This window comes from Billgrantia antri (assembly GCF_017868935.1).
GTDB classification, from domain to species: domain Bacteria; phylum Pseudomonadota; class Gammaproteobacteria; order Pseudomonadales; family Halomonadaceae; genus Halomonas; species Halomonas antri.
In genome coordinates, this window is the sequence record NZ_CP053383.1 from 1,237,751 (window position 1) to 1,264,467 (window position 26,717).

The window sequence follows — 26,717 nt, forward strand, 5'->3', positions numbered from 1 at the left end:
CGCCCTTTCGGATGCCGCCTTTCGATGAGTTGCTGCTGGCAGTTATGTTGCTGCTGCTGGCGGCGGCTTCGCTGTTCGACCGCCATCTGGTCAGGGCGTGTTGCTGGTTCGTGACCTTTGCCTTGGCGGTCGCCCTCTCCTGGGCCTGGCTTGGGCTGGTGTGGCTGGCGCTGCTCGAACTGGTGCTGGGGGCCGTACTGACCGGTGCCTTCCTGTTCCATGCCCTGGGGGTGATGCCTACCGCCACACAGCCACGGGGCCTCCTGACCCACTGGCACGATCCCGTTGCGCTCCCCTGGCCACGGGTCCTGATGCGGCTGTTCCCGGCCCTGGCCGTGTTGGCCATGCTCGGCCTGGCGCTGATGGAAGTCAGTAGCGGTTCGCTGCGTCCTGCCGGGCTGGGTCTGCTCGGCATGGGGCTGTGGGCCTTCGCCCTGCACCACCATTTACTGCGGCGTCTGCTGGCGTTCAACGTGATCGGCACCGGCATCTTCCTGATTCTCATGTCGCTGATCGACTCCCGGGCGCTGGCTGTTGCCCATGGTCTGGTCGTCACCGGCCTGGCGGTGGCCCTGCTGGGCACGGCGCTGGGGGCGTTGCTGATCCGACGGCTGGAAGCCCTGGAGGCGTCTCACCATGTGGTGTACAGGACGAATGGGCGCCCGACATGATCGAGCGTCTGGGACTGTCACCCGCGGCAACGCCGATGGAGAACGAGGCCGCGCTTTGGCTCGTGCTCGTCCTGCCGCTGCTGCTAGGTGTGCTCGGCGCCATCGCGCGACCGTCTCGCGCCTGGCCGGTTGCCGTCGCCGGGTTGCTGCCGCTGCTGGCCCTGGGCTGGCTGTCTTCGCAGGTGGCGGGCACGACGGGCAAGAGCGGCGTGGTCGAGCTTGGTGACCTGGTCCTGTACTGGCGGGTCAATGGGCTGACGCTGCTATTGCTGTTGCTGACTTACCTGATCGGCCTGGCCAGCGCGCTGTATGCCCCGGCATACCTGCGCGAGGATGTACAGGCGCTGGCGCGGGGACAGGCCTGGTTTTGGCCGCTGCTGGGCTTGCTGATCTCGAGCCTGGCGCTGATCTGGCTGGCTGCCGACCTGTTGTCGCTCTACATCGGCCTCGAACTGATGGGGCTGACGGCAGTGGGGCTGATGCTGCTGCCGGGCAAGGTCGAGGCGCTGGTGGCCGGGCTACGCTACCTGCTGCTGGCGTTGGTGGGCTCGCTGGCCTTCCTGCTGGGGGACTCGCTGATGTTGGGTGCCTGGGGACGGCTGGATCTGGCGGGTCTGGCCGAGGTGGCAGAGCCTGGGGTGCTGCTGTGGGTGGCCATGGCGCTGCTCACCGGTGGGCTGTTGCTCAAGGCCGCAGCCTTCCCGTTGCACGTTTGGCTGGTGCCGGTGCACGCCTGGGCCTGGATTCCGGTCAGCGCCATCCACGCCGGCCTGGTAATCAAGGCCTCCTTCTTCATTGCCCTGCAGCTGTGGCTGCTGCTGGTACCGGAGGCGACCGTCGCGGCCTGGATGATCGGTGGCCTGGCCGGTGCCGCGGTGGTGTGGGGCGGGGTGAAGGCCTGGCGCTCGGCCAAGCTCAAGGAAGTGGTGGCGTGGTCCACCGTCTCTCAGTTGGGCTACCTGCTGCTGGCCTTTCCGCTGCTGATCGGCACGGACGCGGCCGTGGCCGATCTGGCCTGGAAAGGGACCTGGCTGCAGTTGATGGCTCATGGCCTGGCCAAGGCGGCCATGTTCCTGGCGCTAGGCAATCTGATCCTCGCGACCGGCGCCGCTAGGGTGGAGGGGCTGGCCGGCGCCAGCCGACGTTTCCCGCTCTCCCTGCTCAGCTTCGGCATGGCCGCCATCAGCGTGGTCGGGCTACCGCCCAGCATGGGGTTCACCGCCAAGTGGCTGCTGTTGCATGCTGCCCTGTCGGGAGGCCACTGGGCTTGGATGATGGTGCTCGCCGTAGGTACGCTGCTCAGCGCCGCCTACGTGTTTCGCCTCTTTCATTACTCTTTCATCGAGGATGCCCCTGAGGCCGAGTTTCGCCGGGTGCCCTGGCCCATGGAGACCGTCGCGTTGCTGTTGGCACTGGCGGCGCTGCTATTGGGGCTGGCGGCCGAGTGGCCACTGACCCTGCTGCGCGGTGCGGGAGACGAGCCATGAGCCAGGGCTGGCTGCCGGTCCTGACGCTGGCCACCTCGCTGTTGGTGGCCCCGCTGATCTTCGCCCTGCCGGAGCGAGCCTGGCGGGCGCGGGCGGTGGTCAACCTCTCGGCCGCCGTGCTCAAGATCCTGCTGGTTGCGCTGTTGGTGCTGGGCTTCTATCAAGGGCGCGACTTCGTCTTCGGCTTCACGGTGGTGGAAGGCGCCAGCTTCCTGCTCCAGGTCGATGCGCTGGGGCTGATGTTCGCCGGTCTCTCGTCGCTGCTGTGGCTGGCCACCACGATTTACGCCATCGGTTACCTGGAGGACTCGCCCAACCGCAAGCGCTTCTTCGGCTTCTTCAGCCTCTGTGTAGCGAGTACCGCCGGCATCGCCCTGGCCGGCAATCTGTTCACTTTTCTGTTGTTCTATGAACTGTTGACGCTTTCGACCTATCCGCTGGTGGTGCACCGCGGGCATGCCAAGGCGCTGGCGGCAGGCAAGGTCTACCTGCGCTATACCGTGACCGGCGGGCTGGTACTGCTGCTCGGCGTGGTGGCGCTGCACGCTCTGGTAGGCGACGTGGCCTTCGGTCAGCGCGAGAGGCTCGCCGACCTGGGAGCCGACGCGTATCCCATGTTGACCGTGCTGTTCCTGATCCTGCTTGTCGGCCTCGGGGTCAAGGCGGCGCTGGTGCCGTTGCATGGCTGGCTGCCACGAGCGATGGTGGCCCCCGCGCCGGTCAGTGCGCTGCTGCATGCGGTGGCGGTGGTCAAGGCCGGGGCGTTCGGTATCGTGCGGCTGGTGTACGACGTCTACGGCATCTCGCTGGTGCACGAACTGGGCCTGCTGATGCTGCTCGCTGCGATCGCCAGCGTCACCATCCTCTTCGGCTCGATACGCGCCCTGTCGCAGCAGGAGCTCAAGCCGCGGCTGGCCTATTCGACCATCAGCCAGGTCTCCTATATCGTGCTCGGCATCAGCCTGTTCGGGCCCTTCGGCACGATTGCCGGCCTCGTGCACCTGATGCACCAGGGGTTGATGAAGGTCACCCTGTTCTACTGCGCCGGCAACTATGCCGAGGAGCTCGGCATCCATCGGATCGATGAGCTCGATGGCGCCGGACGCCGCATGCCCCTCACCAGCCTGGCCTTCACCGTGGGGGCGCTGGGCATGATCGGCCTGCCGCCGGTCGCCGGCTTCATCAGCAAATGGTACCTGGGCATTGGCGCGGTGCAGGCCGACATGTCGTGGGCGATTGCCGTACTGGCCGCCAGCAGTCTGCTCAACGCCGCCTACTTCCTGCCGATCGTGCATCGGCTGTGGTTTCGCCAGGGCCCGGCACACGGCCGTGGCCGCTGGCCGGAGGAGCGCCATCTCGGACGCTTCGAGACCAGCACCTGGCTATTGCTGCCGACTGCCGCGACGGCGCTGTTCAGCATTCTGGTCGGCCTGCTGGCAGGGGTGCCTTTCAGCCCGCTGGATCTGGCGACGTTCATGGCGACAGTGGAGTACTTGCCATGAACCTGCTGCTTCCCGTGGCGCTGCTCTGGCCGTTGCTGGTGATGCTGCACGGTGGGCTGCGGCTGGCTCTGGTGAAGCAGGAGGGGCGCAACTCCCGGTCGCGCCTGGAGCTGCTTGGCGTCGGGTGGTGGTCGGCCCCGCTGCCGGCCCTGCTGCTGGCTCTGTGGCCCGGCGAGCTGAGCGTGTCGATGCCGGGCTGGATGCTTGGCGGCCTGTGGCAGCTCGATGAGGCGCGCCGGCCCTGGCTGCTGTTCGGCGCTCTGCTATGGCTGCTGGCCGGCTGGTATGCACGTGGCTATCTGGCCGATGAGCGGCGCCAGGCGGGGGAGGGCGATGCGAATGCCCTTGGTCGCCTGATGGGCTTCACGCTGCTGTGGCCGCTGACGTTGGCAGGCAATCTACTACTGATCCTGGCCGAGGATATCCCCAGCTTCTATCTGGGTTTCGTGACCATGACCCTGGCCGCCTACGGCCTGGTAGTGCACCGCCGCGACCGCGAGGCCAGACTCGGCGGGCTGGCCTACATCGTCCTGGCACTGATCGGCGAGGGGATGATCCTGGCGGGCCTGCTGTGGTCGGCAGGCAGTACGGAGGCGCTGACCCTGACCGAGTTGCGGGTGGCCATCGGCGAGGCCGAACGGGGTGTGTGGATGGCCACCCTGCTGTGGCTGGGGTTCGGCGTCAAGGCGGGGGTGATCGGTCTGCACGTCTGGCTACCGTTGGCGCACCCGGTGGCGCCTACGCCGGCCAGCGCCGTGCTCAGCGGGGTAATGGTCAAGGCCGGCGTGCTGGGCTGGCTCAGCACGCTGCCGCTGGGGAGCGGCGAGGCGGGGCTGGCGCGGCTAGGTGACGTCATCATCGTGGCAGGGCTGTTCGGGGCCTTCGGAGCCGCTCTGCTGGGCGTGATCCAGCGCCATCCCAAGGCGGTGCTGGCCTACTCCAGCGTCAGCCAACTGGGCATGCTGGCCAGTCTGGTGGGCGTGGGGCTGGCGGCGCCCGACGCGTGGCCGGCACTGCTGGCGCCGGTGACTCTGTTCGCCGGCCACCATGGCATGACCAAGGGCGCCTTGTTCTTCGGCGTGGGAATCAGCGAGCATCCGCCGCGGTTGCCGGCGTGGCTGATCGTGACGCTGTTGGCGCTGCCGGCGCTGTCGCTGGGAGGCGCCTTGACGTCGGGACTGATCGCCAAGGGATTCATCAAGGAAGCGCTCAAGGAGAGCGAGTATTCGAGCCTGGTGAGCTGGCTCAGCGTGGCGGCGGTGGGTAGCACCCTGCTGGTGGCCCGTGCGTTGTGGCGACAATGGCGGCGACGGGGCGAGCCCGGCACCCCGCTGCGCTCACCGATGTGCCTGGCCTGGTTGTTCGCCGTGCTGGCCGCTGCTGCGGTGCCGCTCTGGTTGCCCTTGGGCGAAAGCGTGCACTGGCCGATGCTGTCGGACCTCCCTGGGTTGCTGTGGCCGGCGGCGCTCGGGTTGGGACTGTCGGGCCTGGCACTGCTGGCGGCAAAGCTGGGGGAGGGCGAGTGGAGGCTGAGTTCGCATCTCCCGCCGGGCGACCTGTGGTGGGGGTATGCGGCGCTGGCGCGCAGGATGCGCTCAGGCTTGGTCACGGCAGGGGGCATGCTGGAGTCCCGCGGTCTGCAGCTGCGCGCTCGCCTGGTGGCGTGGGAACATCGTGCTATCGCTCGGCTGGATGGGCTTGCCCGCTACGAGCGACGTTTCTCCCGCCTCGCCGTGCCGTTGATGATCGGGTTGGCATTGCTGTTGCTGCTGGGGTTCTGGCTGGGCTAGGCATGCCGACGCATCGCTTGCGTTCGTGCTTCGGTCGGGCAGGACCCAGGCCCGGCGCTTGCCGGACCTGGCGCTCGGTTTACATCAGTTCCTCACCCGCCAGGGCCAGGCGTGAACGCTCGACGCTGCGTAGCGTCACATGGCCGGCGTGTGGCCAGTTGCTGAAGCGTTCCACCACCGCCGCCATGCCGCAGGTATTGGCGGTGAGATAGGGCGTGTCGATCTGGCCGACGTTGCCCAGGCAGACGATCTTGGTGTTGCGCCCGGCCCGGGTGAGCAGGGTCTTGAGCTGCTTGGGCGTGAAGTTCTGCGCCTCGTCGATGATCAGGAAGGTGTCGTTCAGGGTGCGACCGCGCATGAAGCCGGGAGCGCGAATCTGCACGCGGGAGCCGATCAGGCTGCGCGTGGCGTCCTGACTCCAGCTGGTGCTGCCGTCGTGTTCGTCGCGCAGCAGATTATCCATGTTGTCGTGGAACGCGCCCATCCACGGCGACATCTTCTCCTCCTCGGTACCGGGCAGGAAACCGATATCCTCGCTCATGGAGATCGGCGCCCTGGTGAAGACGATGCGCTCGAAGCGCTTGGCATCCAGGGTTTGCTGGAAGGCCGCCGCCAGCGTCATGTAGGTCTTGCCGGTGCCGGCACTGCCGGCAATGGTGACCAGGTCGATGTCGTCGTCCATCAACAGGTTGAGGGCAAAGTTCTGGCGGCTGTCGTGGGCGTGCACGCCCCACACGCCGTCCTTGTGGCGATAATTGGTCAACAGCTGCAGCCGCGCCTGATTGGGGCCCAGTTCGCGCACGATGGCCTCGAAGCTGGCACCGTTCTCGCTGTCGGACACCAGCATGCCCAGGTGCCAGCCGTTGGGAATCTTGCCTTCCAGGCGGTAGAAAGTGTGATGGTCGACGCGCTCTACCTCGACGTTGACGTCCATCTGATCCCAGGGACCGCTACCGCCCTCCGCATCGGGATAGATGCGTACCCCTTCCAGCATGACGTCGCTGTCGCTGAAGGCGCGGTCGGTCAGGTAGTCCTCCACCGGCACGTGCAAGGCGGCGGCCTTCACCCGCAGGTTGATGTCTTTGGTGACCAGTATCACCGAGGCATCGGGGCGCTCGTCGCGCAGCCGGCAGGTCTCGGCGAGCAGCACGTTGTCGGGGCTCTCGGCCAGGTTTTCCAGCGGTTCGAGCTCGGGGTAGCAGAGGAAGCGCAGCTTGCCGAGGGTGGTGCCATCGGCGCGGGGAATCGGAATGCCTCGCTGAATTTCGTCGAAGGTGACCTGATTGGTGAGGTCGGAAAGGGTACGGCTGACCTGGCGGGCGGTGCGAGCGATCTCGCGCAGGCCATTCTTGTGCTTGTCGAGTTCCTCGAGCACGGTCATGGGAATGACCACCTCGTGTTCCTCGAACTGATACAAAGCAGCGGGGTCGTGGATAAGGACGTTGGTATCCAGCACGTATAACCGCTTGGCTTTCTTGTCGAGTCGTACCATCGGGGCAGCGCTCCTGAGTTGACGGCACCTACAACACTGGCCTTCATATCATTCCGTGGTATGACAGTCCCGGCTCGCTGGCGGCCAGTGTCACTTGGATTGGTATGGCTCCCTTTGACTTCGTTATACCTAGCATGGGGGGTTAACGCGCCGACTTCCATCGAAATACTTCAACGCAAACCACAGGGTGAAGCTGGTAAGGTGGATGACCGGCCCATCGAGAAACTCATGCGGTGGCGGGAAAGACGTTGGAGAAACAACACTTCATCGGCGCAATGGAAGCAAACGGGCACCTCCAGCGTTGATTGCGCAGATAGCGATGCATTGCATATCGGCGTAATCTGCAGGAAAACAACAATGACCCGATAGGGGCGTTGCCCGTGTGAGCGTGACCGATGTGAAGGCAGGGAAGGTCGCGGAAGTGGGAAATGCCCGTGGGCCAGCGAAAGTAGGGGTGCGCAGGATGGATCCGGTCGTAGCGGTACTGATTGTGGCGGGAGTGGCGTTGCTGCTCGCGCTGGTGTGCATGGTGGCTTTCATGAAGAGCCGCCAAGCGCGTAACGAACTCGAAGAAGCGCCAGTGGCGACGCCCCACGTGGTGCAAGAGCCCCCCGTCGTCCGTACGGAGGAAACGCCTCGGCCGGAAGCGGGAGGGCAAGCGGAGCCGGATGCGCCGGAGCCGATGCATCGCTTCAAGGTCGCCTCGGGCGATGAGATCAAGCAGTGCCTGTTCGTGATTCTGGACTGGCCGGGGCTGGACACCAACCGCCGCCTTGCTCGCCTGCTCAGGGAGTACAACGCCGGCTACGACGCCAAGCTGGGCGTCTACACGATTCGCGACCCGCTTGCCGGCTACAAGCTCACCATTGCCAACTCGTCGCCGCCTGGCACCCTGCCGCCCATCCATGAAGGTGACGATCAACCCACTGTGCCTGGTGTCTCCATCCTGATCCACTTCATCAACAAGCGTAGCGTGGCGCGCAACCCGGAGACGCTGATCCATATCACCCAGGCCGTTGCCGCCATCGGCGGGCATATTCTCGACGCCGAGCGCAATGCCGTCAGCAATGAGGAGTTCGAGCAGTTGCGACAGCATGCGGGGATGTCACCGGCCGTTTCCAGTGCACGGCACACCTCGTAAGGTGGGGCGAGCGGCAACAGAAGCCGCCTCGATGCCGCATCTCGCTCGGCCTTGTTCTAGACTGATGAGTGATCCGTGCCAGGCCGTTTACTAGCCGTGATGCTGCCAGGGAGGCCATGATGTTCGATTTGGAAACGCCGCGTCTACGGCTTCGCCCGCTGGCGACCGGCGATGTACCGGAATTGGCCGCGATGCTGGCCGATCCTGAGGTGATGCGCTATTCATTGCGCGGCGTTTGCGATGAGATGGCGACCCGCGTCTTTCTCGACTGGTGTTTCGACTGTTATATCAACCATCGTACGGGGCCGCTGGCACTCGTCGACAAGGACGAGCGGAACTTCGTCGGCTTCTGCGGCGTATCCCCTGAACGCGTGAAGGGCACCGCGGAGTTGAGCCTTGGCTATCGGCTCGCCAGGCGCTACTGGGGCCAGGGGCTGGCGACTGAAGCCGCGACCGCCGTGCTCGGTCATGCCTTCGAAGACCGACGTTTCGACTCGGTCGTCGCCATCGTCGAACCCGAGCACAAGGCCTCGTTGCGAGTGGCGGAGAAGGTCGGCTTCGAACGCTTCGAAGCGTCCGAGTTCCATCAGCGTCCGGTGTGCCTGTCGCGGATGCGGCGATCGCAATGGCAACAGCGTTCGAACGTCGTTGCCAGCGAAGCGGGCGTCGACTGACTCACGGCCCTCACCGGCTCAAAGCACCCACAGGCAAATGGCATGGACTTGACGACCTTATGGCTTTTCATTCCGGCATGCTTCGCGCTGAACCTGGCTCCGGGTCCTAACAACCTGCTTTCCATGAGCAACGCCAAGCGCTACGGCGTGAATACGGCCTGCCTGGCGGGGATCGGCCGCCTGTCGGCATTTCTGGTGATGATTGCGCTGGCGGCATCCGGACTTGCCACGCTGCTGTATGCCTCGGAAAAGCTGTTTCTTGCCATCAAGCTGCTGGGGGCCGCTTACCTGTTCTGGCTGGCCTACCAGCTATGGTTCGCCGCACCGGGTGACGAACGGGAGTTCGAGGAGCGGCAGCGCAGCTTGCTGGGGCTGGCGCGTCAGGAGTTTCTGCTGGCGGCCGGCAACCCCAAGGCGATCCTCATCTTCACCGCTTTCTTGCCGCAGTTCGTCGATCCGGCCGGCCACGTGGTGCTGCAGTTCACTGTTCTGGGCGCTCTGTTCCTGCTGCTCGAATGGGTCGCGATTGTCGGCTATGCCTATGTCGGTGCCTTTCTGCGTCACTTGTTTTCACGCCCCGCCATGAGGCGGCTGTTCAACCGTGGCTGCGCCAGCTTGCTCGCCAGCGCCGGGGTTGGGTTGCTGGTCGCACGAAGGCAGTGAGATGCGGCGGTGAGTCGTTGCCGCTAGTTCGCTACCTCGTACCATATCCAGAGACCGAACAGCGCCAAGCCCAACACGCCCAGCGAGCGAGAGTGGCGCTGCCAGAGGCGTAGTGCAGCATCGCCCGTGATGGCGACAAGCGCGGCCAGGCCGAAGTAGCGAATGCCGCGACCGAGCATGGCGGCCAGCAGGAACAACGGAAAGGGGTAGCTGCTGGCGCCGGCTCCCAGCATGGCGATCTGGAATGGCAGGGGAACCAGGCCGATGGTTAGCACCGCCATGAAGCCCTCCTCCTGCAGCCGGGAGCGAAAAGCCTCGTAGCTCTCCTGGTTGCCGAAGAAGCCGATCAGTTGGTCACCCCATTGTTCCATCACGGAAGCGCCCAGCAGATAGCCGAGCGAGGCGGCCGTCAGGTTACCGGCCAGCGCCACGGCGGCGATCGTCCACCTGCGTTTGGGATGGCATAGCATCCACGGAATCAGGATGACCTCGATGGGGATCGGGATCAGCAGGGTCTCGAGCATCGACAGGGCAAACAACAGCGTCAGCGCGTGGCGCGACCGGTCCAGGCGGTCCAGCCAGTCCTTGGCCGAGGTGGTGTGGAAGCGTGGCATTACCGATGGTGTCCTTACGCATGGGCAAAGCTAGAGCATAGGCGATTGCGCGACATTTGACAGCGCTCTACCACAAGTGTGTCAAAGGGAATTGTTCAAATTGATTAAGTTATAGTTTTTATATTGTTAATTTTTTATTTTATTTTTCTTGATTTAAATTTAATAAAACAGGGTTTAACGGTTTCTTTGAAACTCAAGTAAATTTTTCTCTAATAATAGTCGATATTGACCAAGATCAAGTCGTGCGCCTCTTGCCAACAATCGTTGCTCAAAGTGAAACGGCACAAGCCGATAAGTAGTGGCTGGCTGAGAGCTGCGGCAGGAGCCGTCATGAAAGCCAGGGAACCACCGTGGAGGACCACGGCATTACGCAGAGGAGCAGGAAATGCAACGACTTGTAAAGAATCTAACCGTCAAGGCCAGTCTGACTGGGGTGTTGGGGCTTTTTGCCCTGTTGATTGGCCTAGTCTCTTTCCTGGGCTACCAGGCCAGTAGTTTGGGCAGTGCTTCTCTTCAAGAACTCAATGTCGTCAACGTACAGCAGTTGAATGAACTCAATCGGGCGCAGGTGAATGTCGCCGATACCCAGCTGAGCTTGCTCAATCATCTGGACGCCTTGAACGAGGGTAACCGGGCGCTGGCCGAGCGCTACCTGGAAATGGCGGCACGCTTCCTGGTAAACGCGGAAGGACGGTTCGCTGCCTTTGTCGCCGCCCCCAAGACCGAGCAGGGGCGACCCTATGCGGATGCCCTCGAGAGCGTGTTCATTCGCCTCGTGGACCAAGGGCTGAAACCCCAGCTGGCCGCGTTGCAACAGGGTGATGAGCGCGGCTACCGCGTGGCCAAGCGTGAGGGCGACGCGATCAACCAGGAATTCATCGAGGCCAACCGGGAATTCGTCAGTTATGCCAGCGAGCGAGGGGCGACCCTGAGGGAGCACTTCATTGCGACCAAAAGTGTCTATGAGATCATCGGCCTGTCGGCCTTGCTGCTGGTGGCACTCTGCGTGGCTGCCGTTCGCATCGGCATGGTACGCGTCATTATTCGACCGCTTCAGGAGGCGGTGGAACACTTCGAGCAAATGGCGAAGGGCGATCTTTCCCGGACGATTGCCGACCGTGGACGCAGCGAGATCGGCCAGCTGTTTGCCGCCATGCAGCACATGCAGGCGGGGCTGCAGCAAACCGTCTCGACGGTACGCGACAGTAGCGGCTCGATCCATGTCGGCGCACGGGAAATCGCCAGCGGTAATGCCGATCTCTCCTCTCGCACGGAAGAGCAGGCGGCTTCGCTCCAGGAAACCGCCGCCAGCATGGAGCAACTGACGGCCACCGTGCGCCAGAATGCCGAGAACGCCCGCCAGGGCAGTACCCTGGCCAAGGAGGCATCGGCGACCGCGGGCCGCGGTGGCGAGGTCGTGGAGGAGGTCGTCGGCACCATGCACGGCATTACCGAGAGCTCGCGCAAGGTGGCGGACATCATCGGCGTGATCGACTCGATCGCCTTCCAGACCAACATCCTGGCACTGAACGCCTCGGTGGAAGCGGCGCGTGCCGGCGAGCAGGGGCGAGGCTTCGCGGTGGTGGCCAGCGAGGTACGCAACCTGGCAAGCCGCAGCGCCGATGCCGCAGGAGAGATCAAGCGGCTGATCGAAGCGTCTGCCGAGCAGGTGAACCGGGGCGCGTCCCTTGTCGAGAACGCCGGAAGCACGATGCAGGAGATCCTCACCTCGGTGCGGCGCGTCAGCGACATCATGGATGAGATCTCCGCGGCCTCCCAGGAGCAGAGTTCGGGCATCGAGCAGGTCAACATGGCGGTATCGCAGATGGATGAAGTGACCCAGCAGAATGCCGCCCTGGTCGAGCAGGCCTCGGCGGCGGCGGCTTCGCTCGAGGCCCAGGCCGCCCAGTTGGAAGAGGCCGTGGCCATCTTCCAGTTGGCCAGGGAGGAGAGCAGACAGTCGGCGCCGGGCAGCACCGTCGCGGCGCTCTCCTACACAGCGACGACCTCGTCAGAGGTGGCGCTGCCCACCCGGCGACCGGTACGGTCTGCGGCGAAGGCTGAGCCTGAGTGGGCCGAGTTCTGAGCCACTCCCTCCTCAAAAGCCGGGGCGCGAATGCGCCCCGGTTTCATTGCTCCAATGCCCTACCTGGCGACCCTCACCGTGCCTGGCGCCAGAGCTTGGTGCGGCTTAAGGTAAGCTGAGCGCGGCCCAACCGCAGGCCGCTATTCGGGAGCAGCGCCATGAAGCCACGCATCAGCATGATCACTCTCGGCGTTCGCGATCTCGCGGCGTCGATCCGGTTCTACGAGCAGGGGCTGGGTCTACCCCGCATGGAGTCGCCGCCCGAAGTGGCCTTCTTCACCCTCAACGGCACCTGGCTGGGGCTCTACGGCCGCGAGGCGCTGGCCGAGGACGCCGGGGTCTCAGCCGAGGGCAGCGGCTTCGCCGGCATTGCCCTGGCGCACAACCTGGCCTCCGAGGCCGAGGTGGACGAACTCTTGGAACAGGCGGTGGCCGCCGGCGCCACGCTGGTCAAACCGGGGCAGAAGGTCTTCTGGGGCGGCTACTCCGGCTATTTCGCCGACCCGGATGGCTATCTCTGGGAAGTCGCCCACAACCCCTTCGCCTGGGTCGGGCCCAAGGATGAATGACGCCCGCTACCTGAACGGTAGTTTCTTTGCGCATGCCTGGCTGTAGACTAGGCGGCTGATTAGCTTACGGTACCCACCCATGACACAACGACGCCCCGCCTCGATTCTCGGCACGGTGGGCAGCCTGCTGCGCGAGGCCTGGAAGGTCTACTGGACCCTGCTCAAGGTGATGGTGCCGGCGCTGCTGATCGTCAAGGCACTCGAGATGCTGGGCATGACCGAGCTGCTCGGTCACTGGCTCGCGCCGTTGATGGCGCCGCTGGGGCTACCCGAGCCGTTGAGCCTGGTGTGGGCTGCCACGCTGCTGACGAACATCTACACCGGCCTGGTGATCTTCTTCGAGGTCACCCGGGACACACCCTTGAGCGTGGCGCAGGTGACGGTGCTGGGTGCGCTGATGGCCGTGGGCCACTCGCTGCCGATCGAAGGCGCAGTTGCGCGCATGGCCGGCGTGCCCTGGTGGTTGACCGTGCTGCTGCGCATGGGCGGTGCCTGGCTGCTGGGCTGGCTGCTGCATCTGAGTTATTCGCTGGGCGGCTGGCTGCAGCACGCCAACCGCGTGGTCTGGGAACCTTCAGCCCGGGAGGCGACGCTGACGGCCTGGCTGCAGGGCCAGGTGATGACGCTGGCGACCATCTTCTTGGTGATCCTGGCGCTAATGGCGTTGCTGAAGCTGCTGCGCTGGCTGAGAGTCGAGCGGCTGATCCACAAGCTGCTCTATCCGTTGCTACGGCTGCTGGGGATCGGCCCGGCGGGTGCCAACATCACCGTCATCGGCATCACCCTGGGACTCACCTTCGGCGCCGGCCTGCTGTTGCGCGAGGCGCGCTCGGGCCAGCTGACCCCGCGGGACATCGTGCTCACGCTCTGCTTCCTCGGCCTGTGTCACAGCCTGATCGAGGATACCCTGCTGATCATGCTGATGGGGGCCGATCTCTCCGGCCTGCTGTGGGCACGGCTCGGCTTCGCGCTGGTGGTCATTGCCCTGCTGGCCAGGCTGCCGTGGTTGAGCCGCGTGGAGCTGCCATCTTGGATGTTCTCTTCGCGGGCGGTGACGGGGGGCGAGCCGCGCAGCGAAGGGTAGGGTGGTCCCCACTGCCCATGGGGCAGGCGCTGCCCAGTGGGTGAATACTTACTGGGGCGGAAGCCGGTCCATGAACGGGAGCCAGCGAAGGACCAGGTGCATCCCCGCGCAAACGCTAGCGTGTTAATCTTTCGTACGAGAGTTTCTTCCTGGGCCGAATGGAGAAGGCATGAAGCTGTTGCGTGGGTTCCTGTGGCTGCTCGGTTTTCAACTGCTCGGTCACGCCATCGTCGAACTGCTGTCGCTGCCCGTCTCCCACGCCATGGCGGGCCTGCTGCTGCTATTGGCTTGGCTGCTGGCGAAGCGGCGCCTGAACGAGAGCGTGGCTACGGCGAGCCAGGCGCTGATACCGCTGCTTGCCATGCTGATCATGCCCGGTGTGGTGGGCGTATTCTTCGTGATCGATGAGTTCGCCGGCCAATGGACCGCAATCATGGCCGCCCTCGGGGTGGGCACTTTCCTCAGCGTGCTGACCACGCTGTGGCTGATGCGCCGCTTCATGCCTCAGGAAGCCGCGGGCGCGGAAGAGCGGGAGCGCAAGCCATGAGCGACCTGCACGCTTCCCTGCTGAACACGCCGATACTCGCCATCGCACTGACGCTGGCCGCCTACCTCGGCGGCATTTATTTGTTCGAACGAATGGGCCGGCCGAGCTGGTGCCCGGCGGTGCTGATCGGCGCTGTCATTACGGCGGCCAGCCTGTGGCTGCTGCGCTATGAATACGTCGACTACCAGCGCAACGTTGCCTGGCTGACCCTGCTGTTGGGACCCGCCACAGTGGCGCTGGCGGTGCCGCTTTACCAGCAGCGCCAGCACATCTTTGCCTTGTGGAAGCCGATCCTCTGCTGCGTGCCGCTCGCTGCCGTTCTGGCGGCGCTCTATGCCGTGCTGATCGCCTGGCTGCTGGGCGCACCCCCGCTGGTATTGGCCTCGCTGGCGCCGAAGTCGGTCACCGCACCCCTGGCCATGGGCATCATGGAGCAGATCGGCGGCTCGCTGTCGCTGATGCTCGGTGGCTTGCTGATCACCGGCGTGCTCACCACCATCTTCGTCTCGCTACTGGCCCGCCTGCTCAAGATCACCGACAAGCGTATTCTCGGCTTCGCCCTTGGTGTGAACGGCCACGCCATCGGCATCGTGCGCGCCTTCGAACTCGGCCCCACCGCCGGCGCTTTCGCCTCCCTCGGCATGAGCCTGACAGGTGTGTTCACCGCACTGCTGCTGCCACTGGTGTGGCGGCTGCTGGTGTAAGGGCATAAGGAAAGCCTTGCTGACCGGCATGGTGAAGTACACCGCTGGGCAGCGTTTCACTACACATGGAAGGAGGAGTAAACATGGCAAATCGAATTCATATCTTCGGCGCGTCAGGCGTCGGGAGTACCAGCTTGGGTTCGCTGGTGGCGTCACGACTTCAAGTTCCGCACCTGGACGTTGACGACTACTACTGGAAGCGCACCGATCCCCCTTTCACCCAGAAGAACTCTCCGGAACAGCGTGTAGCTTCGATTATTGCCGATATGCAAGGCCACGATAGCTGGGTGTTGTCCGGTTCTCTCGTCAGTTGGGGCAAGGCGCTCGAAGGCCTGTTCACCCTGGCTGTATTCTTGCGCCTCGACCCTGCGATACGAATGGAAAGACTGCGCGAGCGTGAGCGTCAACGATACGGCAGTCGAGTGCTTCCAACGGGTGACATGTATGAACAGCACTTGGAGTTTCTCGAATGGGCAGCAAGTTACGATACGGCTTCTCCACCGATTCGCAGCGTGGCGCTACACGAAGAGTGGATCGAACAACTGCCGTGCTCGACTCTCAGGTTGAACTCAGCCCAGCCACCTGAAGAGCTGGCCGATGCGGTGCTCGAGCAATCGCTAGCTGAGTCGTAATTTCGCCGGAGGAGCGATGAAAAGCGAAAAGGAAAAGATGCTGGCCGGTGAGCTTTACGACCCACGGGACCCGCAGCTGCTCGAAGAGCGTCACCGCGCCCGTATATTGACCAAGGCCTTCAACGACTCCCGCGACGACCAGGGGCAGGAGCGCAAGCGGCTGCTGGGCGAGCTGTTCGGGGCCATGGGCAAGGGCACCTTCATCGAGCCGCCATTTTACTGCGACTACGGCGGCAACATCGTCTTGGGAGAACGGGTCTTCTTCAACTTCAACTGTGTGATCCTCGACGTGGCAGCCGTCACCATCGGCCACCACGTAATGTTCGGTCCTAATGTACAAATCTATACCGCCACCCACCCGCTCGATGCCGAGCAGCGCCGCAGCGGCCTGGAAGCTGCCAAGCCCATCACCATTGGCGACGACGTGTGGATCGGCGGCGGGGCGATCCTCTGCCCCGGCGTCACCATCGGCGCCCGCTCGGTCATCGGCGCCGGTAGCGTGGTGACCAAGGACATCCCCGAGGATGCGTTCGCCGCCGGCAATCCATGCCGAGTGATTCGCTCGCTCGGGGATGATACGTCCCGCTGAAACCACTCAATGCCCCGACACGGACGGCAACTTGCAAGGCTGACTGGCGGAACTCAGAAGAACGTTCTATGAAGGGGTGGGTGGTAAGTTTAACGGCCTTTAGAGGTAAGTAAGTACTGACTGGGTAGGCTAGGTCCCGATAGAGAGAATAATGACAATGTACGATACGAATTCGAAAGTCGATTCGCTCCTGAACAAGCCGGAATGGCACGAAGAAAGAAAAGCGCTGAGAGACATACTGCTTGGCTGTGGGCTGACCGAAGCGGTGAAGTGGGGCAAGCTCTGCTACTCGTGTCAGGGCGGCAACGTGGCCTTGATCTTCGGCCTGAAGCATTACTGTGCCCTCGGTTTCTTCAAGGGCAGCCTGTTGAACGACCCGCAACGGCTACTCGTCGCACCGGGCGAGCATTCCCAGGCGATGCGGCAGATTCGCTTCACCCAGGTGCGTGACATCACCGAGCGGGCCGGCACGCTGAAGGCCTACCTCCTTGAGGCCATCGAGCTCGAGAAGGCCGGCGCCAAGGTGGATTTCAGCGAGAAGCGTGAGCTGACGTATCCGGAAGAGCTTCGCTCGGCGCTGGAAAGAGACCCGGTACTGAAAGCCGCTTTCGAGGCGCTTACCCCGGGGCGGCAGAGGGGCTACATCCTCCATGTCGGCGGGGCCAAGCACTCCAGTACCCGCTCATCGCGAATCGAAAAGTGCCTACCCGATATCCTTGCCGGCAAGGGGCTGAACGGCCGCTGAGCTGGTAGCGCCTGCTCATTCGGAGCCAAACATCATGAAGACGCAGTACTACACGGCGACCAGCCTCGACGGCTTCATCGCCACCGAAGACGATTCCCTGGATTGGCTCTTTCCCCTGGGAGACATCAACGATACGAGCTATTCCGCCTTCTTTGCAGAGGTCGGGGCACTGGCCATGGGCTCCACCACCTATGAGTGGATGCTGCGACATTCGGAGAAAGTCGCTGAGGCAACCGGTTCGCCATGGCCCTATACGCAGCCAACCTGGGTCTTCTCGAGCCGCAAGCTGCCGAGCATCGAAGGTGCGGATATCCGCTTCGTGCAGGGTAGCGTCGCTCCCGTTCATGCCGAGATGGTGCAAGCGGCTGGCGGAAAGAACCTCTGGGTCGTGGGCGGTGGCGATCTGGCCGGCCAATTCCATGATGCCGGTCTGCTGGATGAAATCCTCGTCCAGGTGGGCTCGGTTACCCTGGGCAGCGGCAAGCCGCTGTTTCCACGCCGCATCACCAATCCGCCGCTGGAGCTGGTCTCCGTCCGCCAGGTGGGCACAGGCTTTGCGGAGCTGTGCTACAGGGTGCCGTGAGGCAGAGGAACGCTGCTCTTCAGGCCATCAACGCCCGGCTCTGCTCCAACTGGCGCTGGGCTTCGGCCAGAGTGTGGGCTTTGCCACTCCAAGGCAGACGTTCCCCTGCGTGGTGGAGGTGGTACTCGACCAGGCATCGGTCCTCGTCGTCCAGGATCTCGTAGCGGTGGATCTGGTCGCCGAACTCGTTGCACCACCAGTTGTCGGGGAGTTTTGTCCAGTTCATGGCGTCACCTCCACTGGCGCATCAACGCCAGGATTCTCCAGTTCACCACAGCGCGCTTGCGCTTGGCTTTGATCTCGTCTGCTCAGGCCAAAGCGTCTCTGCATCCATTAGGCACTGCCGGTATTGTCGCCATGCAGATACATTAAGCACATATTTTGTAACATTCTGTTTCGTTCAGCCTAGTAGAAAGATTATCGGCTTGCCCATACCAATCTTGAGCATTTGTTTGCGAGACCTTGGAAGGGCAAGATGGCGCTGGCCTGGCGCTGACACAATGGCTCGCGCCGTTGCTGCAGAGCCTTGGCAATGCAGCCGTCTCGCTTCGCTTGCCTGCGGCTTTTCTGCGTGACTAGCCTGAGCATGAGAACTGCCTAGTTATTTTTTACTAATTACTCGGTTCTTTCGCACAGGGGAGTGTCATGTCGGCGCGCGTCGGTTACACGGTGACGAGCCAGTGGAACGATGGCTTCGTCTTCGAGGTCTCGGTGACCAACGAGGGGACGTTGCCCATCGAGGATTACCGGGTGGGGTTCGACCTGCCGGGTTCGGTGACGGATGTCTGGGGTGGCCGCCTGACCGCTCACGAAGGTCAGCGCTACGAGGTCATGGACGATGACCCGAATAACGACATCGCCCCGGGCGAGACGGTCAGCTTCAAGATCAAGAGCGTCGACGGCAGTTCGCAGATGCCGTCCCACTTCAGCGTCAACGACCAGCCGGTGGTCGTCGAATCGCCCGACATCGATGCCCCCGACAGTGTCGACGAGGCGTTCATCGACGGCGTGGCCACGGTCGAGCCCGGCATCTCGGCGGAAGAACTGGCCACCCTGCTCAACGGCGCTCCGAAGCGGGCCAGCGTGCGCCTGGCCGAGGGGGAGTACGTCTTCGACGATTCGGTGAGCGTCACGCGTTCGGATGTCTCGCTGATAGGCGCCGGTAGCGGCAGGACGACGCTTACCTTCAGCGACACGGCGCTGGAGCGCGACGGCGCCCATGGGCTGCTGTTCGAAGGGAAGGGCACGGCCAGCGCCGGCCGGCTTCAGGCGGATGCCGCGGAGGGCAGCGACACGCTGACCCTTGCCAGCGGCCATGGCCTGGCCGCCGGCGACATGGTGCGCATCTGGCAGGACAACGACGCCGAGTACTTCGAGGAGATCGGCAACACCACATGGCAGGGCAGCCAGTACGCGCCGCTGCGCACCAGCATGGCGCGAGTCGTCGAGCGCGACGGCAGCACCGTCACCCTCGACCGCGGCGTGCACTTCGATTTCGACGGTGGCGAAGCCAGGATCCAGCGCGTCGATGCCCTGGAGAACGTCACCCTGGAAGGCGTCTCCATCGGCTACCAGCTCGGCACCCCCGAGGCAGGCACCTTCACCAACACGCTGTCGTCGCACCTGGGCTACCACGCCGTCGAGTTCAACGGCACGGTCGGGGCGCGCGTCGCCGATGTCGAGGTGATCGACGGACCCTCGGTCGCCTTCGTCGCCAATCGTTCCGTCGACATGCGCGCCGAGAACCTCCATGCCGAAGGTGCCTTCAACAAGGGCAGCGGCGGCAACGGCTATGCCTACGAGCTGTTCGAAAGCTACGACGGCACCTTCACCGACCTGAGCGACAGCGGCATGCGCCACGGCGTGCTGTTCGCCTCCTGGCGCTCCTCCGTGGGCAACGACATCCACGTCGAGTACACCGACCGCGACATCAACTTCCACGGCGGCCAGGATCATGACAACACGGTGCGGGTCTCGCAATCCGTGCGCGACCCGGCGACCGATAACATGTCGCCTACCCTGTGGATCAACCAGGGCGGGGAGAGCTTTGGCGCGCCGACCGATTCCACCGCCAACCAGGTGACGTTCGACTACGTGGTCGGGTCCCGGCGCAACGACGTGGTGCCGGGCTCCGACGATGGCGTCTACCTGGACGGGGCCAGGGGACACGACACCCTGCTAGGCGGCGCCGGCGACGACATCCTGCGCGGTGGCCCGGGCAACGACCGTCTCGAGGGGGGAGTGGGCCACGACACGGCGCTGATGATGGGCGACTACGCGACCTACGATTCCCAATCCATGCCGGACGGCGGCCTGTTCCTGGACGGTTGGGGCGACGATGACCTGCTGATCGACGTCGAGCGTGCCGTGTTCGGCGACGGCACCGTGCTCGACGTCGAATCGCGTACGGTCATGTCCGGTTCGGCACCGTCGATACCCACTGCCGACGAGATCCTCGTCGACGACCCCATCCACTTTCCCGACGATGACGCACCGTCGGAGCAGCCGGACTCGCCGCCGGCGAACGACATTGCCGCCTCGGTACGTTTCGAAAGCGTCAGCCGCTGGGACAGCGGCTACGTAATGGCCGTCGAGATCACCAACGATGGCGACTCGAGCCTCGACGACCCGCGCATCGACTTCACGCTGCCTGGCGAGATCACCCAGTTCTACGGGGCGAATCTACTGGCGCGTGAAGGTGACAGCTACTCCCTGGCCCTGGCGGGCGACGATACCCTGACGCCGGGCGAGACCCAGCGCTTCTCCTTCAAGGCCCATGCGCCCGAGAGCCACCTCCCCCAGGGGCTGCGTCTCGACGGCCAGGCGCTCGACGTGGACCTGGATCAGCTCGTCGCGGGTGATGAGAGCGAAGCCGAACTCGGTAGCCAGACAAGCCTCACCAGCAACCTCACCAGTACATGGTCGAGCGGCTACACCGCCGAGGTGATCGTCGAGAACACCTCCCACCTGGCCATCGAAAGCCCCTCGGTCAGCTTCGACCTGCCTGGCGAGATCGATACGTTGTGGAACGGCACGGCGACCCGCGACGGCTCTCGCTACACCGTCTCCGACGACAACCCGACCACGTTGCAGCCCGGCGAAAGCTGGCGCTTCTCCTACAAGGCCTACGACACCAGCCAGGCGCTGCCGGCGAATGCCGTGGTGGAAGGCACACCGCAGGTACCGGAGAGCGACCCGACCTCGGTGACGAGCAATATCATCAGCGAATGGTCGGGCGGCTACACCACCGAAGTACTGGTCGAGAACACGTCCAGCGATGCCATTGCCGATCCCGTCGTCGATTTCTCGCTGCCCGCCGACATCGACACGCTGTGGAACGGCATGCTGGAGCGTGACGGCGAGCGCTACCGTGTCTCCGATGACGATGCCGCCGTGCTTCAGCCCGGCGAGGTATGGCGCTTCAGTTACCGTGTCTACGACGAGCAGCAGCACCTACCGGGCGACGTCGTGGTGGAAGGTCAGGCCGAACCGGCCAAGCTCGACCCCTCGGAGGTCGAGCAGGAAGTCGATAGCGACGGCAACCCAATCACCGGCGAACCCGGCAGTACCCTGACCGGCACCGACAGCGACGACACCCTGAACGGCCTGCGCGGCGATGACTACCTCACCGGCGGCGCAGGCAACGACCGCCTGGTGGGCGGCAGCGGGGCCGATACGCTGACCGGCGGTGCGGGTGCCGACATCTTCGCGTACCTTTCCACGTGGGATTCAACCCCACAACGCCAGGACACCCTGCTCGATTTCAACCGCCTCGAAGGTGACCGGATCGACTTCTCAGCGATCGACGCCAACAGCGAATTGGAGGGCACCCAAGCCTTTACCTGGCGCGGCGAAGAAGGCTTCAGCGGCAACGGCGGCGAGCTGCGAAATTCGGGAAATTACCTTCAGGCGGACGTCAACGGCGACGGTGTCGTCGATCTGCAGCTCGCCGTGCTGGGGGTCAACGCGCTCGAGGATAGCGATGTCATTTTCCAGAACTGAAGGTACGCTTCGCTCTCGGGGAGCGGTGCTTGAATCGCTCATGTCCTCCGCTCATGGCGCCAGCACGTAGTTTCCCGGAGCATTGGCCAGGGGCGGGTACTGCTGGCTGCCCATGGCGTGCGGCGCCACCTGTTCGCTGGAGTGTGCCGCCAGCCACTGATGCCAGGCCGGCCACCATGAGCCTTCCTGCTCGGGCGTGATCTGTTGCCAGGTTTCCGGATCCAGGTACGCCTTGCCACGCCGTGGCGTATCCATCCGGAAACGACGCCCGGGGTGCCCCGGCTCGCTGACGATCCCGGCATTGTGGCCGCCGCTGGTCAGCACGAAGGTCACCTCATCGGCATCCGCCAGCAAGTGGATCTTGTAGACGGATTTCCAGGGAGCCACATGATCGGCAGTCGTGCTGACGACGAACAGCGGCGCGCGAATGTCCTGGACTACTACCGGCCGATCATCCACTCGATAGTGACCGTTGGCCAGGTCGTTGTTGAGGAACAGCTGGCGCAGGTATTCCGAGTGCATGCGGTAGGGCATGCGGGTCAGGTCCGCATTCCAGGCCATGAGGGCGTTCATGGGCTGACGTCCGCCCAGCAGGTAGTCGTGTACGATTCGCGACCAGATCAGGTCGTTGGAGCGCAGGATCTGGAAAGCGCCGGCCATCTGGAAACCGTCGAGATAGCCCTGGTCCCACATCATGTTTTCCAGGTATGCCACCTGGCTTTCGCCGATGAACAGCATTAGTTCGCCGGCCTCGGTGAAGTCCACCTGGGTCGCCAGGGTAGTAAGAGTTGCCAGCCTGTCGTCACCGTCCCGCGCCATGGCGGCCGCGGCGATGGAGAGCAGCGTACCTCCCAGGCAGTAACCCACACCGTGCACCTTGCTGCTGCCAGTAATAGTGGAGACCACGTCCAGCGCCGCCATCGGCCCCAGCCGGCGGTAATCCTCCATGCCCAGGTTGTGCTCCTCCGAGCCCGGGTTGCGCCACGAGATCATGAACACGGTATGACCTTGACCCACCAAGTATTTGACCAATGATTGGGCGGGCGTAAGATCGAGAATGTAGTACTTCATGATCCAGGCGGGCACGATCAGCAAAGGTTCCGCATAGACCTGTTTCGTCGTCGGTGCGTACTGGATCAGTTCGATGAGTCGGTTTCGGTAGACCACCTTGCCGGGGGTGATCGCCAGGTTCTTTCCAACACGGAATGCTTCGGCGCCGACCGGCGGCTTACCGGACACGGCCCGTTCCCAGTCCTCGATGAAGTGCTGCCAGCCGACCGCCAGGTTGTGCCCGCCGGTCGCAAGGGTAGCCGCGACGACCTCCGGGTTCAGCCACGGGGAGTTGGAGGGCGAGTAGCGGTCAAGCACCTGGCGGGTGATGAAGTTCACTACCCGTTCGCTGTCGGACGAGAGGCCGTCAATGTCGCTGGTGGCGTTGTGCCACCACTGCTGGGTCAGCAGGAAGGACTGGTAGATCAGGTTGAACGGCCAGCGCTGCCACTCCTCGCCGCTGAAGCGCTGGTCCTGCTCCAAGGGTTCGATACAGGCAGTGGCGCCGGGTTCGAGAGCCTGACGACTGATGTAGTGGCCGAAGCGTGTCAGCTTGCGAGTGAACTTCTCGCCCAGCTCCAGTTGCTTGCCCGGTGAGAGCATCAGGTGGGCCAGCCACTCGAAATAGACGCTGGCCAAACCGGCCGGAGTGATACCGGCGGTCAGCCTGGCCAGGTTGGCCTTGAAGGCTCGATCCAGCGCATGGGTGGAGTAGAACCCCGGATTGGGGCGCTCCGTGGTAGCAGGAAGTCGTTCACAGGGAGCAACATCGGGATTGGGCGGGTTGGGTGAATCCGGCGACATGGCATGGCCTCCATGATCGAGGCAGGGTGACCGCGGGCGATCGCCGTCGCGGTGGTCCGGTAAGCTCAAGCACCAGTATTGCAGGCTTCGTCGCTTTGGCCATTGACATTCATCAAACTTGCCTGGGATCAAGATCCTCGGCCTACCCCCGTCCTATTCTGGCTTCGTGGGCTATGATCAGGTGAATCTCATTAAGCGCTTGGGCGGTGGATTGAGATGGACAAGAAGCAGCGGATCAATCTCGCGTATGCGGTCGCCGCCGTCCTGCTTTGGCTGGCTTTTTTAAACTGGTTCGAGAACTGGCGTCATGTGGAACCCATACCGTATTCGGAATTCGTACAGCTGCTGGATGAAGGCAAGATCACTGACGTCGTGGTGGGACCTGAGCGCATCGTTGGCCAGTTCACTCAACCGCAGCCCGATGGCCGTACTTCTTTCATCACCTATCGGGTAGACCCGCCGCTCGCGGACATGCTGACCCAGCACGGCATCCAATACGACGGCGAACTCGAAAGCACCTTTTTCAGAAACCTGATGTCCTGGGTGCTGCCCATCGGCATCTTCTACCTGATCTGGATGTTCTTTTTCCGCCGCTTCGCCGAGAAGCAGGGCCTGGGCGGGTTGATGTCCGTTGGCAAGTCCAAGGCCAAGGTCTATGTAGAAACCGACACCAAGGTCACCTTCGACGACGTTGCCGGTGTCGATGAAGCCAAGGAGGAACTCAAGGAGATCGTTGCCTTCCTGCGCGATCCCAAGACCTACGGCCGCCTGGGCGCCCATATCCCCAAGGGGATTCTGCTGGTCGGCCCGCCCGGTACCGGCAAGACCCTGCTGGCGCGGGCCGTTGCCGGCGAGGCCGGGGTGCCGTTCTTCTCCATCTCTGGCTCGGAGTTTGTGGAAATGTTCGTCGGTGTCGGAGCCGCCAGGGTTCGGGATCTGTTCGCACAGGCGGCCAGCACCAAGCCCTGCATCATCTTCATCGATGAGCTGGATGCGCTCGGCAGGGCACGCGGTCCCGGGCTTACGGGCGGGTACGATGAGAAGGAGCAGACCCTGAACCAGCTACTCTCCGAGCTCGATGGGTTCGATCCCTCCGAGGGCATCGTGCTGCTGGCGGCAACCAACCGGCCGGAGATCCTGGATCCTGCCCTGCTGCGGGCCGGGCGCTTCGATCGGCAAGTGTTGGTCGACCGACCCGAGCGTAGCGGGCGTCTCGCCATTCTTAAGGTGCACATAAAGAAGATCTGTGAGCTGAACGCCGATGTCGATCTCGACCAGCTGGCGGCGCTGACTCCCGGCTTTACCGGGGCCGATCTCGCCAACCTGGTGAACGAGGCAGCACTGCTGGCGACCCGGCGGGAGGCCGACACCGTGACCATGGCAGACTTCACCAATGCCATCGAGCGCATCGTCGCGGGGCTCGAGAAGAAGAGCCGCTTGTTGAACCCGCATGAGCGCGCGGTGGTGGCGCATCATGAAATGGGGCATGCCTTGGTGGCGGCGGCGTTACCCGACATGGATCCCGTCCACAAGGTTTCGATCATACCGCGCGGGGTGGGGGCACTCGGCTATACGATCCAGCGGCCGACCGAGGATCGCTTCCTGCAGACCACCAGCGAGCTCAGAAACCGAATGGTCGTGCTCATGGGCGGCCGGGCCGCCGAGCAACTCATTTTTGGTGAAATTTCCACCGGCGCAGCCGATGACCTGGCCAAGGTCACCGACATCGCACGGCGCATGGTAACCCGCTTCGGCATGGTGGATTCGGTCGGGCAGGTAGTCTATGAAGAAGACCGGCAAGCCTTCTTGGGAAACGATTTCTACGGCACGGCGCACCCCAAGGACTATGCCGAAGCGACCGGGCGCGAGATCGATCTAGCGGTGCGCGACCTGGTGGCAGAAGCCTATACCCAGGCATCTCAGATACTGGAGCGGCGCCGAGATGAGCTGACCGCCGGCGCCACCAAGCTGCTGGAGCGCGAGACGCTGACCGCCGAGGAATTCCCCGCCATGAAACCGTCCGGGACGGTGCTCTCTTCCTGACGTTACGCGATGGATGGCGGCAGAACGTGAGATGCTCATGAGCCGATGGATCGTTCTCCTCGTTGCGCTTGCCGCCTTGGCGGCTGCGGGGCTTTTCTACTGGCAGATGCCTGTGTCCGCCACGGCGTATGAAGTGAAAGAGGGCCCGTTGACTCAGCAGGTGGTGGCCAGCGGCCGGGTGGTGGCCTCGTCGCGTGCGCAGATCGGCAGCGAGATCGTGGGCCGGGTGACCGAGCGCCTGGTACGCGAAGGGCAGCAGGTCGAGCCCGGCGACATCCTGGTGGTGCTCGATTCATCGGAACTCGCCGAGCGCGTGCAGGAGGCCCGTGCGGCACTCCGCCAGCTGGAGAGCGCGCGCCGGCCCCAGGCCGAGGCCGGTCTTGCCGATGCCAGGGCGCATTTCGAGCAGGCCCGGCGCGAACATGAGCGTGCGCGACGCCTGGTGGAGAGCAATATGGTCTCGCGCCAGGCGGTGGAGCAGGCCGAAGAGCGCGAAGCCGCGGCCCGGGTCGCCCTGGAGCGTTCGCGCCTCGACGTGGAAGCGCTGGCACCGGGCGGTGCGGAAGAAGCGCTGCTGCGAGCACGGCTGGCCGCCGCCGAGGCCGCCCTGAAGCGTGCCGTCATCCACTCTCCGGTCACAGGCACGGTACTGACCCGTAATGTGGAGCCGGGGGATGTGGTGCAGCCCGGCAGGGTACTGCTGGAGATCGCTCGCACCGGGCAGCGTGAACTGCGGGTGCCGTTCGACGAGCGACACCTCGGCCAGCTGGCTGTGGGGCAGCGTGCCCGCTGCGTCACCGACGCCTATCCCGACCAACCGTTCGATGCCACGATCAGCCTGATCGCGCCGATCGTCGACGCCGCCCGCGGCACCGTGGACGTCAGGCTGGTCATGGAGGAGGAACCCTGGTTTCTGCGCGAGGACATGACGGTATCGGTCAATGTCGAAACTGCGCGCCGTGAGCGGGCGCTGGTGGTGCCCAACGATGCCCTGTTCGGGGTCGAGGGCGCTGCTGCCCGAGTGTACGGGGTCGAGGCGGGCCGTGTTGCACCCCGTAGCGTGACCCTGGGGCTGAAGGGGCTGCTTCATTCCGAGATCACCGCAGGGCTGACGGCGGGGGAGATCGTGCTGACCGATCCTGACCTCAGCCCGGGGCAGCGTATCCGGCCACACATAACCGACCAGCCGGAGCAGGGGGCGCCCGCCTCGTCCCGGGAGCCTTTTTCCTTCATTCGGTGACGCTC

At 64.0% G+C, this 26,717-nt stretch carries 23 protein-coding genes; 19 read left to right on the plus strand and 4 right to left on the minus strand.

Annotated elements, in window-relative coordinates:
- Positions 1-11: 11 nt before the first annotated feature.
- From HNO53_RS05960 to HNO53_RS05975, 4 genes are read left to right on the plus strand one after another with little or no spacing between them, the layout of a single operon-like run.
- A complete protein-coding gene (locus tag HNO53_RS05960; RefSeq protein ID WP_209476970.1) occupies positions 12-671 on the plus strand; it encodes a hypothetical protein in 660 nt (219 codons plus the stop codon).
- A complete protein-coding gene (locus HNO53_RS05965; RefSeq protein WP_209476972.1) occupies positions 668-2,158 on the plus strand; it encodes a complex I subunit 5 family protein in 1,491 nt (496 codons plus the stop codon). The genes HNO53_RS05960 and HNO53_RS05965 overlap by 4 nt, the downstream gene beginning before the upstream one ends.
- Complete coding sequence (locus HNO53_RS05970) at positions 2,155-3,660, plus strand: complex I subunit 5 family protein (protein WP_209476974.1); 1,506 nt, start codon at positions 2,155-2,157, stop codon at positions 3,658-3,660. Before HNO53_RS05965 ends, HNO53_RS05970 begins: the two co-directional genes overlap by 4 nt.
- The gene (locus tag HNO53_RS05975; RefSeq protein ID WP_209476976.1) at positions 3,657-5,450 is read left to right on the plus strand and encodes a complex I subunit 5 family protein; all 1,794 of its coding nucleotides are present in this window, start codon (positions 3,657-3,659) and stop codon (positions 5,448-5,450) included. The genes HNO53_RS05970 and HNO53_RS05975 overlap by 4 nt, the downstream gene beginning before the upstream one ends.
- A gap of 79 nt (positions 5,451-5,529) precedes the next feature.
- Here HNO53_RS05975 and HNO53_RS05980 read toward each other — a convergent pair whose 3' ends face one another.
- Positions 5,530-6,942: a PhoH family protein gene (locus HNO53_RS05980; protein WP_209476978.1), complete on the minus strand. Its 1,413-nt coding sequence runs from the start codon at positions 6,940-6,942 to the stop codon at positions 5,530-5,532.
- A 463-nt stretch (positions 6,943-7,405) separates the two neighbouring features.
- Here HNO53_RS05980 and HNO53_RS05985 point away from each other — a divergent pair, with 463 nt between their 5' ends.
- From HNO53_RS05985 to HNO53_RS05995, 3 genes are all read left to right on the plus strand, one after another.
- The gene (locus tag HNO53_RS05985) at positions 7,406-8,083 is read left to right on the plus strand and encodes a cell division protein ZipA C-terminal FtsZ-binding domain-containing protein (protein WP_209476980.1); all 678 of its coding nucleotides are present in this window, start codon (positions 7,406-7,408) and stop codon (positions 8,081-8,083) included.
- A 68-nt stretch (positions 8,084-8,151) separates the two neighbouring features.
- The gene (locus tag HNO53_RS05990) at positions 8,152-8,757 is read left to right on the plus strand and encodes a GNAT family N-acetyltransferase (protein ID WP_242597551.1); all 606 of its coding nucleotides are present in this window, start codon (positions 8,152-8,154) and stop codon (positions 8,755-8,757) included.
- A 42-nt stretch (positions 8,758-8,799) separates the two neighbouring features.
- Positions 8,800-9,420 (plus strand): LysE family translocator, encoded by a 621-nt coding sequence (locus HNO53_RS05995; RefSeq protein WP_209476981.1) that lies wholly within the window; start codon positions 8,800-8,802, stop codon positions 9,418-9,420.
- 23 nt (positions 9,421-9,443) lie between these two features.
- Here HNO53_RS05995 and HNO53_RS06000 read toward each other — a convergent pair whose 3' ends face one another.
- Entirely contained in the window at positions 9,444-10,034 is a 591-nt protein-coding gene (locus tag HNO53_RS06000; RefSeq protein ID WP_209476982.1) for a YqaA family protein, read from the minus strand.
- A 385-nt stretch (positions 10,035-10,419) separates the two neighbouring features.
- Between HNO53_RS06000 and HNO53_RS21570 the strand changes: the two genes are divergently transcribed.
- The 9 genes from HNO53_RS21570 (at position 10,420) to HNO53_RS06045 (ending at position 17,573) form a co-directional block, all read left to right on the plus strand.
- Positions 10,420-12,120 (plus strand): methyl-accepting chemotaxis protein, encoded by a 1,701-nt coding sequence (locus HNO53_RS21570; RefSeq protein WP_209476983.1) that lies wholly within the window; start codon positions 10,420-10,422, stop codon positions 12,118-12,120.
- A 158-nt stretch (positions 12,121-12,278) separates the two neighbouring features.
- Positions 12,279-12,689 carry a VOC family protein gene (locus HNO53_RS06010; protein ID WP_209476984.1) on the plus strand — a complete coding sequence of 137 codons (411 nt, stop codon included), beginning with the start codon at positions 12,279-12,281 and terminating at the stop codon, positions 12,687-12,689.
- Positions 12,690-12,768: 79 nt separating this feature from the next.
- On the plus strand, positions 12,769-13,773 hold the full coding sequence (locus HNO53_RS06015) for a nucleoside recognition domain-containing protein (protein ID WP_209476985.1): 1,005 nt from the start codon (positions 12,769-12,771) through the stop codon (positions 13,771-13,773).
- A 169-nt stretch (positions 13,774-13,942) separates the two neighbouring features.
- Entirely contained in the window at positions 13,943-14,320 is a 378-nt protein-coding gene (locus HNO53_RS06020) for a CidA/LrgA family protein (protein ID WP_209476986.1), read from the plus strand.
- Positions 14,317-15,024 (plus strand): LrgB family protein, encoded by a 708-nt coding sequence (locus HNO53_RS06025; RefSeq protein ID WP_209476987.1) that lies wholly within the window; start codon positions 14,317-14,319, stop codon positions 15,022-15,024. The genes HNO53_RS06020 and HNO53_RS06025 overlap by 4 nt, the downstream gene beginning before the upstream one ends.
- A gap of 83 nt (positions 15,025-15,107) precedes the next feature.
- Positions 15,108-15,656, plus strand: a complete 549-nt coding sequence (locus HNO53_RS06030; RefSeq protein WP_209476988.1) for an AAA family ATPase — start codon at positions 15,108-15,110, stop codon at positions 15,654-15,656.
- A gap of 16 nt (positions 15,657-15,672) precedes the next feature.
- The gene (locus HNO53_RS06035) at positions 15,673-16,245 is read left to right on the plus strand and encodes a sugar O-acetyltransferase (RefSeq protein WP_209476990.1); all 573 of its coding nucleotides are present in this window, start codon (positions 15,673-15,675) and stop codon (positions 16,243-16,245) included.
- Positions 16,246-16,396: 151 nt separating this feature from the next.
- Positions 16,397-16,990 (plus strand): YdeI/OmpD-associated family protein, encoded by a 594-nt coding sequence (locus tag HNO53_RS06040; protein ID WP_242597552.1) that lies wholly within the window; start codon positions 16,397-16,399, stop codon positions 16,988-16,990.
- A 34-nt stretch (positions 16,991-17,024) separates the two neighbouring features.
- Positions 17,025-17,573, plus strand: a complete 549-nt coding sequence (locus tag HNO53_RS06045) for a dihydrofolate reductase family protein (RefSeq protein WP_209476992.1) — start codon at positions 17,025-17,027, stop codon at positions 17,571-17,573.
- Between the two features lie 19 nt (positions 17,574-17,592).
- Here the strand turns inward: HNO53_RS06045 and HNO53_RS06050 are convergent, their stop codons facing one another.
- On the minus strand, positions 17,593-17,799 hold the full coding sequence (locus HNO53_RS06050) for a hypothetical protein (protein ID WP_209476993.1): 207 nt from the start codon (positions 17,797-17,799) through the stop codon (positions 17,593-17,595).
- 419 nt (positions 17,800-18,218) lie between these two features.
- Here HNO53_RS06050 and HNO53_RS06055 point away from each other — a divergent pair, with 419 nt between their 5' ends.
- Positions 18,219-21,575: a cellulose binding domain-containing protein gene (locus tag HNO53_RS06055; protein WP_209476995.1), complete on the plus strand. Its 3,357-nt coding sequence runs from the start codon at positions 18,219-18,221 to the stop codon at positions 21,573-21,575.
- 51 nt (positions 21,576-21,626) lie between these two features.
- Here the strand turns inward: HNO53_RS06055 and HNO53_RS06060 are convergent, their stop codons facing one another.
- A complete protein-coding gene (locus HNO53_RS06060; RefSeq protein ID WP_242597553.1) occupies positions 21,627-23,429 on the minus strand; it encodes a PHA/PHB synthase family protein in 1,803 nt (600 codons plus the stop codon).
- Between the two features lie 216 nt (positions 23,430-23,645).
- On the opposite strand from HNO53_RS06060, the gene ftsH reads away from it, so the two are divergent.
- Positions 23,646-25,472 carry an ATP-dependent zinc metalloprotease FtsH gene (gene ftsH, locus HNO53_RS06065; RefSeq protein WP_209476997.1) on the plus strand — a complete coding sequence of 609 codons (1,827 nt, stop codon included), beginning with the start codon at positions 23,646-23,648 and terminating at the stop codon, positions 25,470-25,472.
- A gap of 37 nt (positions 25,473-25,509) precedes the next feature.
- Positions 25,510-26,712, plus strand: a complete 1,203-nt coding sequence (locus HNO53_RS06070; RefSeq protein WP_209476999.1) for an efflux RND transporter periplasmic adaptor subunit — start codon at positions 25,510-25,512, stop codon at positions 26,710-26,712.
- Positions 26,713-26,717 lie beyond the last annotated feature (5 nt).

Coding starts and splice junctions, on each gene's coding strand:
- HNO53_RS06045 (WP_209476992.1), top strand. CDS start 17,025: ATGAAGACGCAGTACTACACGGCGACCAGCCTCGACGGCTTCATCGCC.
- HNO53_RS06030 (WP_209476988.1), top strand. CDS start 15,108: ATGGCAAATCGAATTCATATCTTCGGCGCGTCAGGCGTCGGGAGTACC.
- HNO53_RS06020 (WP_209476986.1), top strand. CDS start 13,943: ATGAAGCTGTTGCGTGGGTTCCTGTGGCTGCTCGGTTTTCAACTGCTC.
- HNO53_RS06070 (WP_209476999.1), top strand. CDS start 25,510: ATGAGCCGATGGATCGTTCTCCTCGTTGCGCTTGCCGCCTTGGCGGCT.
- HNO53_RS05995 (WP_209476981.1), top strand. CDS start 8,800: ATGGACTTGACGACCTTATGGCTTTTCATTCCGGCATGCTTCGCGCTG.
- HNO53_RS21570 (WP_209476983.1), top strand. CDS start 10,420: ATGCAACGACTTGTAAAGAATCTAACCGTCAAGGCCAGTCTGACTGGG.
- HNO53_RS06025 (WP_209476987.1), top strand. CDS start 14,317: ATGAGCGACCTGCACGCTTCCCTGCTGAACACGCCGATACTCGCCATC.
- HNO53_RS06015 (WP_209476985.1), top strand. CDS start 12,769: ATGACACAACGACGCCCCGCCTCGATTCTCGGCACGGTGGGCAGCCTG.
- HNO53_RS06035 (WP_209476990.1), top strand. CDS start 15,673: ATGAAAAGCGAAAAGGAAAAGATGCTGGCCGGTGAGCTTTACGACCCA.
- HNO53_RS05980 (WP_209476978.1), bottom strand. CDS start 6,942: ATGGTACGACTCGACAAGAAAGCCAAGCGGTTATACGTGCTGGATACC.
- HNO53_RS05965 (WP_209476972.1), top strand. CDS start 668: ATGATCGAGCGTCTGGGACTGTCACCCGCGGCAACGCCGATGGAGAAC.
- HNO53_RS06050 (WP_209476993.1), bottom strand. CDS start 17,799: ATGAACTGGACAAAACTCCCCGACAACTGGTGGTGCAACGAGTTCGGC.
- HNO53_RS06040 (WP_242597552.1), top strand. CDS start 16,397: ATGACAATGTACGATACGAATTCGAAAGTCGATTCGCTCCTGAACAAG.
- ftsH (WP_209476997.1), top strand. CDS start 23,646: ATGGACAAGAAGCAGCGGATCAATCTCGCGTATGCGGTCGCCGCCGTC.
- HNO53_RS06055 (WP_209476995.1), top strand. CDS start 18,219: ATGTCGGCGCGCGTCGGTTACACGGTGACGAGCCAGTGGAACGATGGC.
- HNO53_RS05985 (WP_209476980.1), top strand. CDS start 7,406: ATGGATCCGGTCGTAGCGGTACTGATTGTGGCGGGAGTGGCGTTGCTG.
- HNO53_RS05960 (WP_209476970.1), top strand. CDS start 12: ATGCCGCCTTTCGATGAGTTGCTGCTGGCAGTTATGTTGCTGCTGCTG.
- HNO53_RS06010 (WP_209476984.1), top strand. CDS start 12,279: ATGAAGCCACGCATCAGCATGATCACTCTCGGCGTTCGCGATCTCGCG.
- HNO53_RS06060 (WP_242597553.1), bottom strand. CDS start 23,429: ATGTCGCCGGATTCACCCAACCCGCCCAATCCCGATGTTGCTCCCTGT.
- HNO53_RS06000 (WP_209476982.1), bottom strand. CDS start 10,034: ATGCCACGCTTCCACACCACCTCGGCCAAGGACTGGCTGGACCGCCTG.
- HNO53_RS05975 (WP_209476976.1), top strand. CDS start 3,657: ATGAACCTGCTGCTTCCCGTGGCGCTGCTCTGGCCGTTGCTGGTGATG.
- HNO53_RS05970 (WP_209476974.1), top strand. CDS start 2,155: ATGAGCCAGGGCTGGCTGCCGGTCCTGACGCTGGCCACCTCGCTGTTG.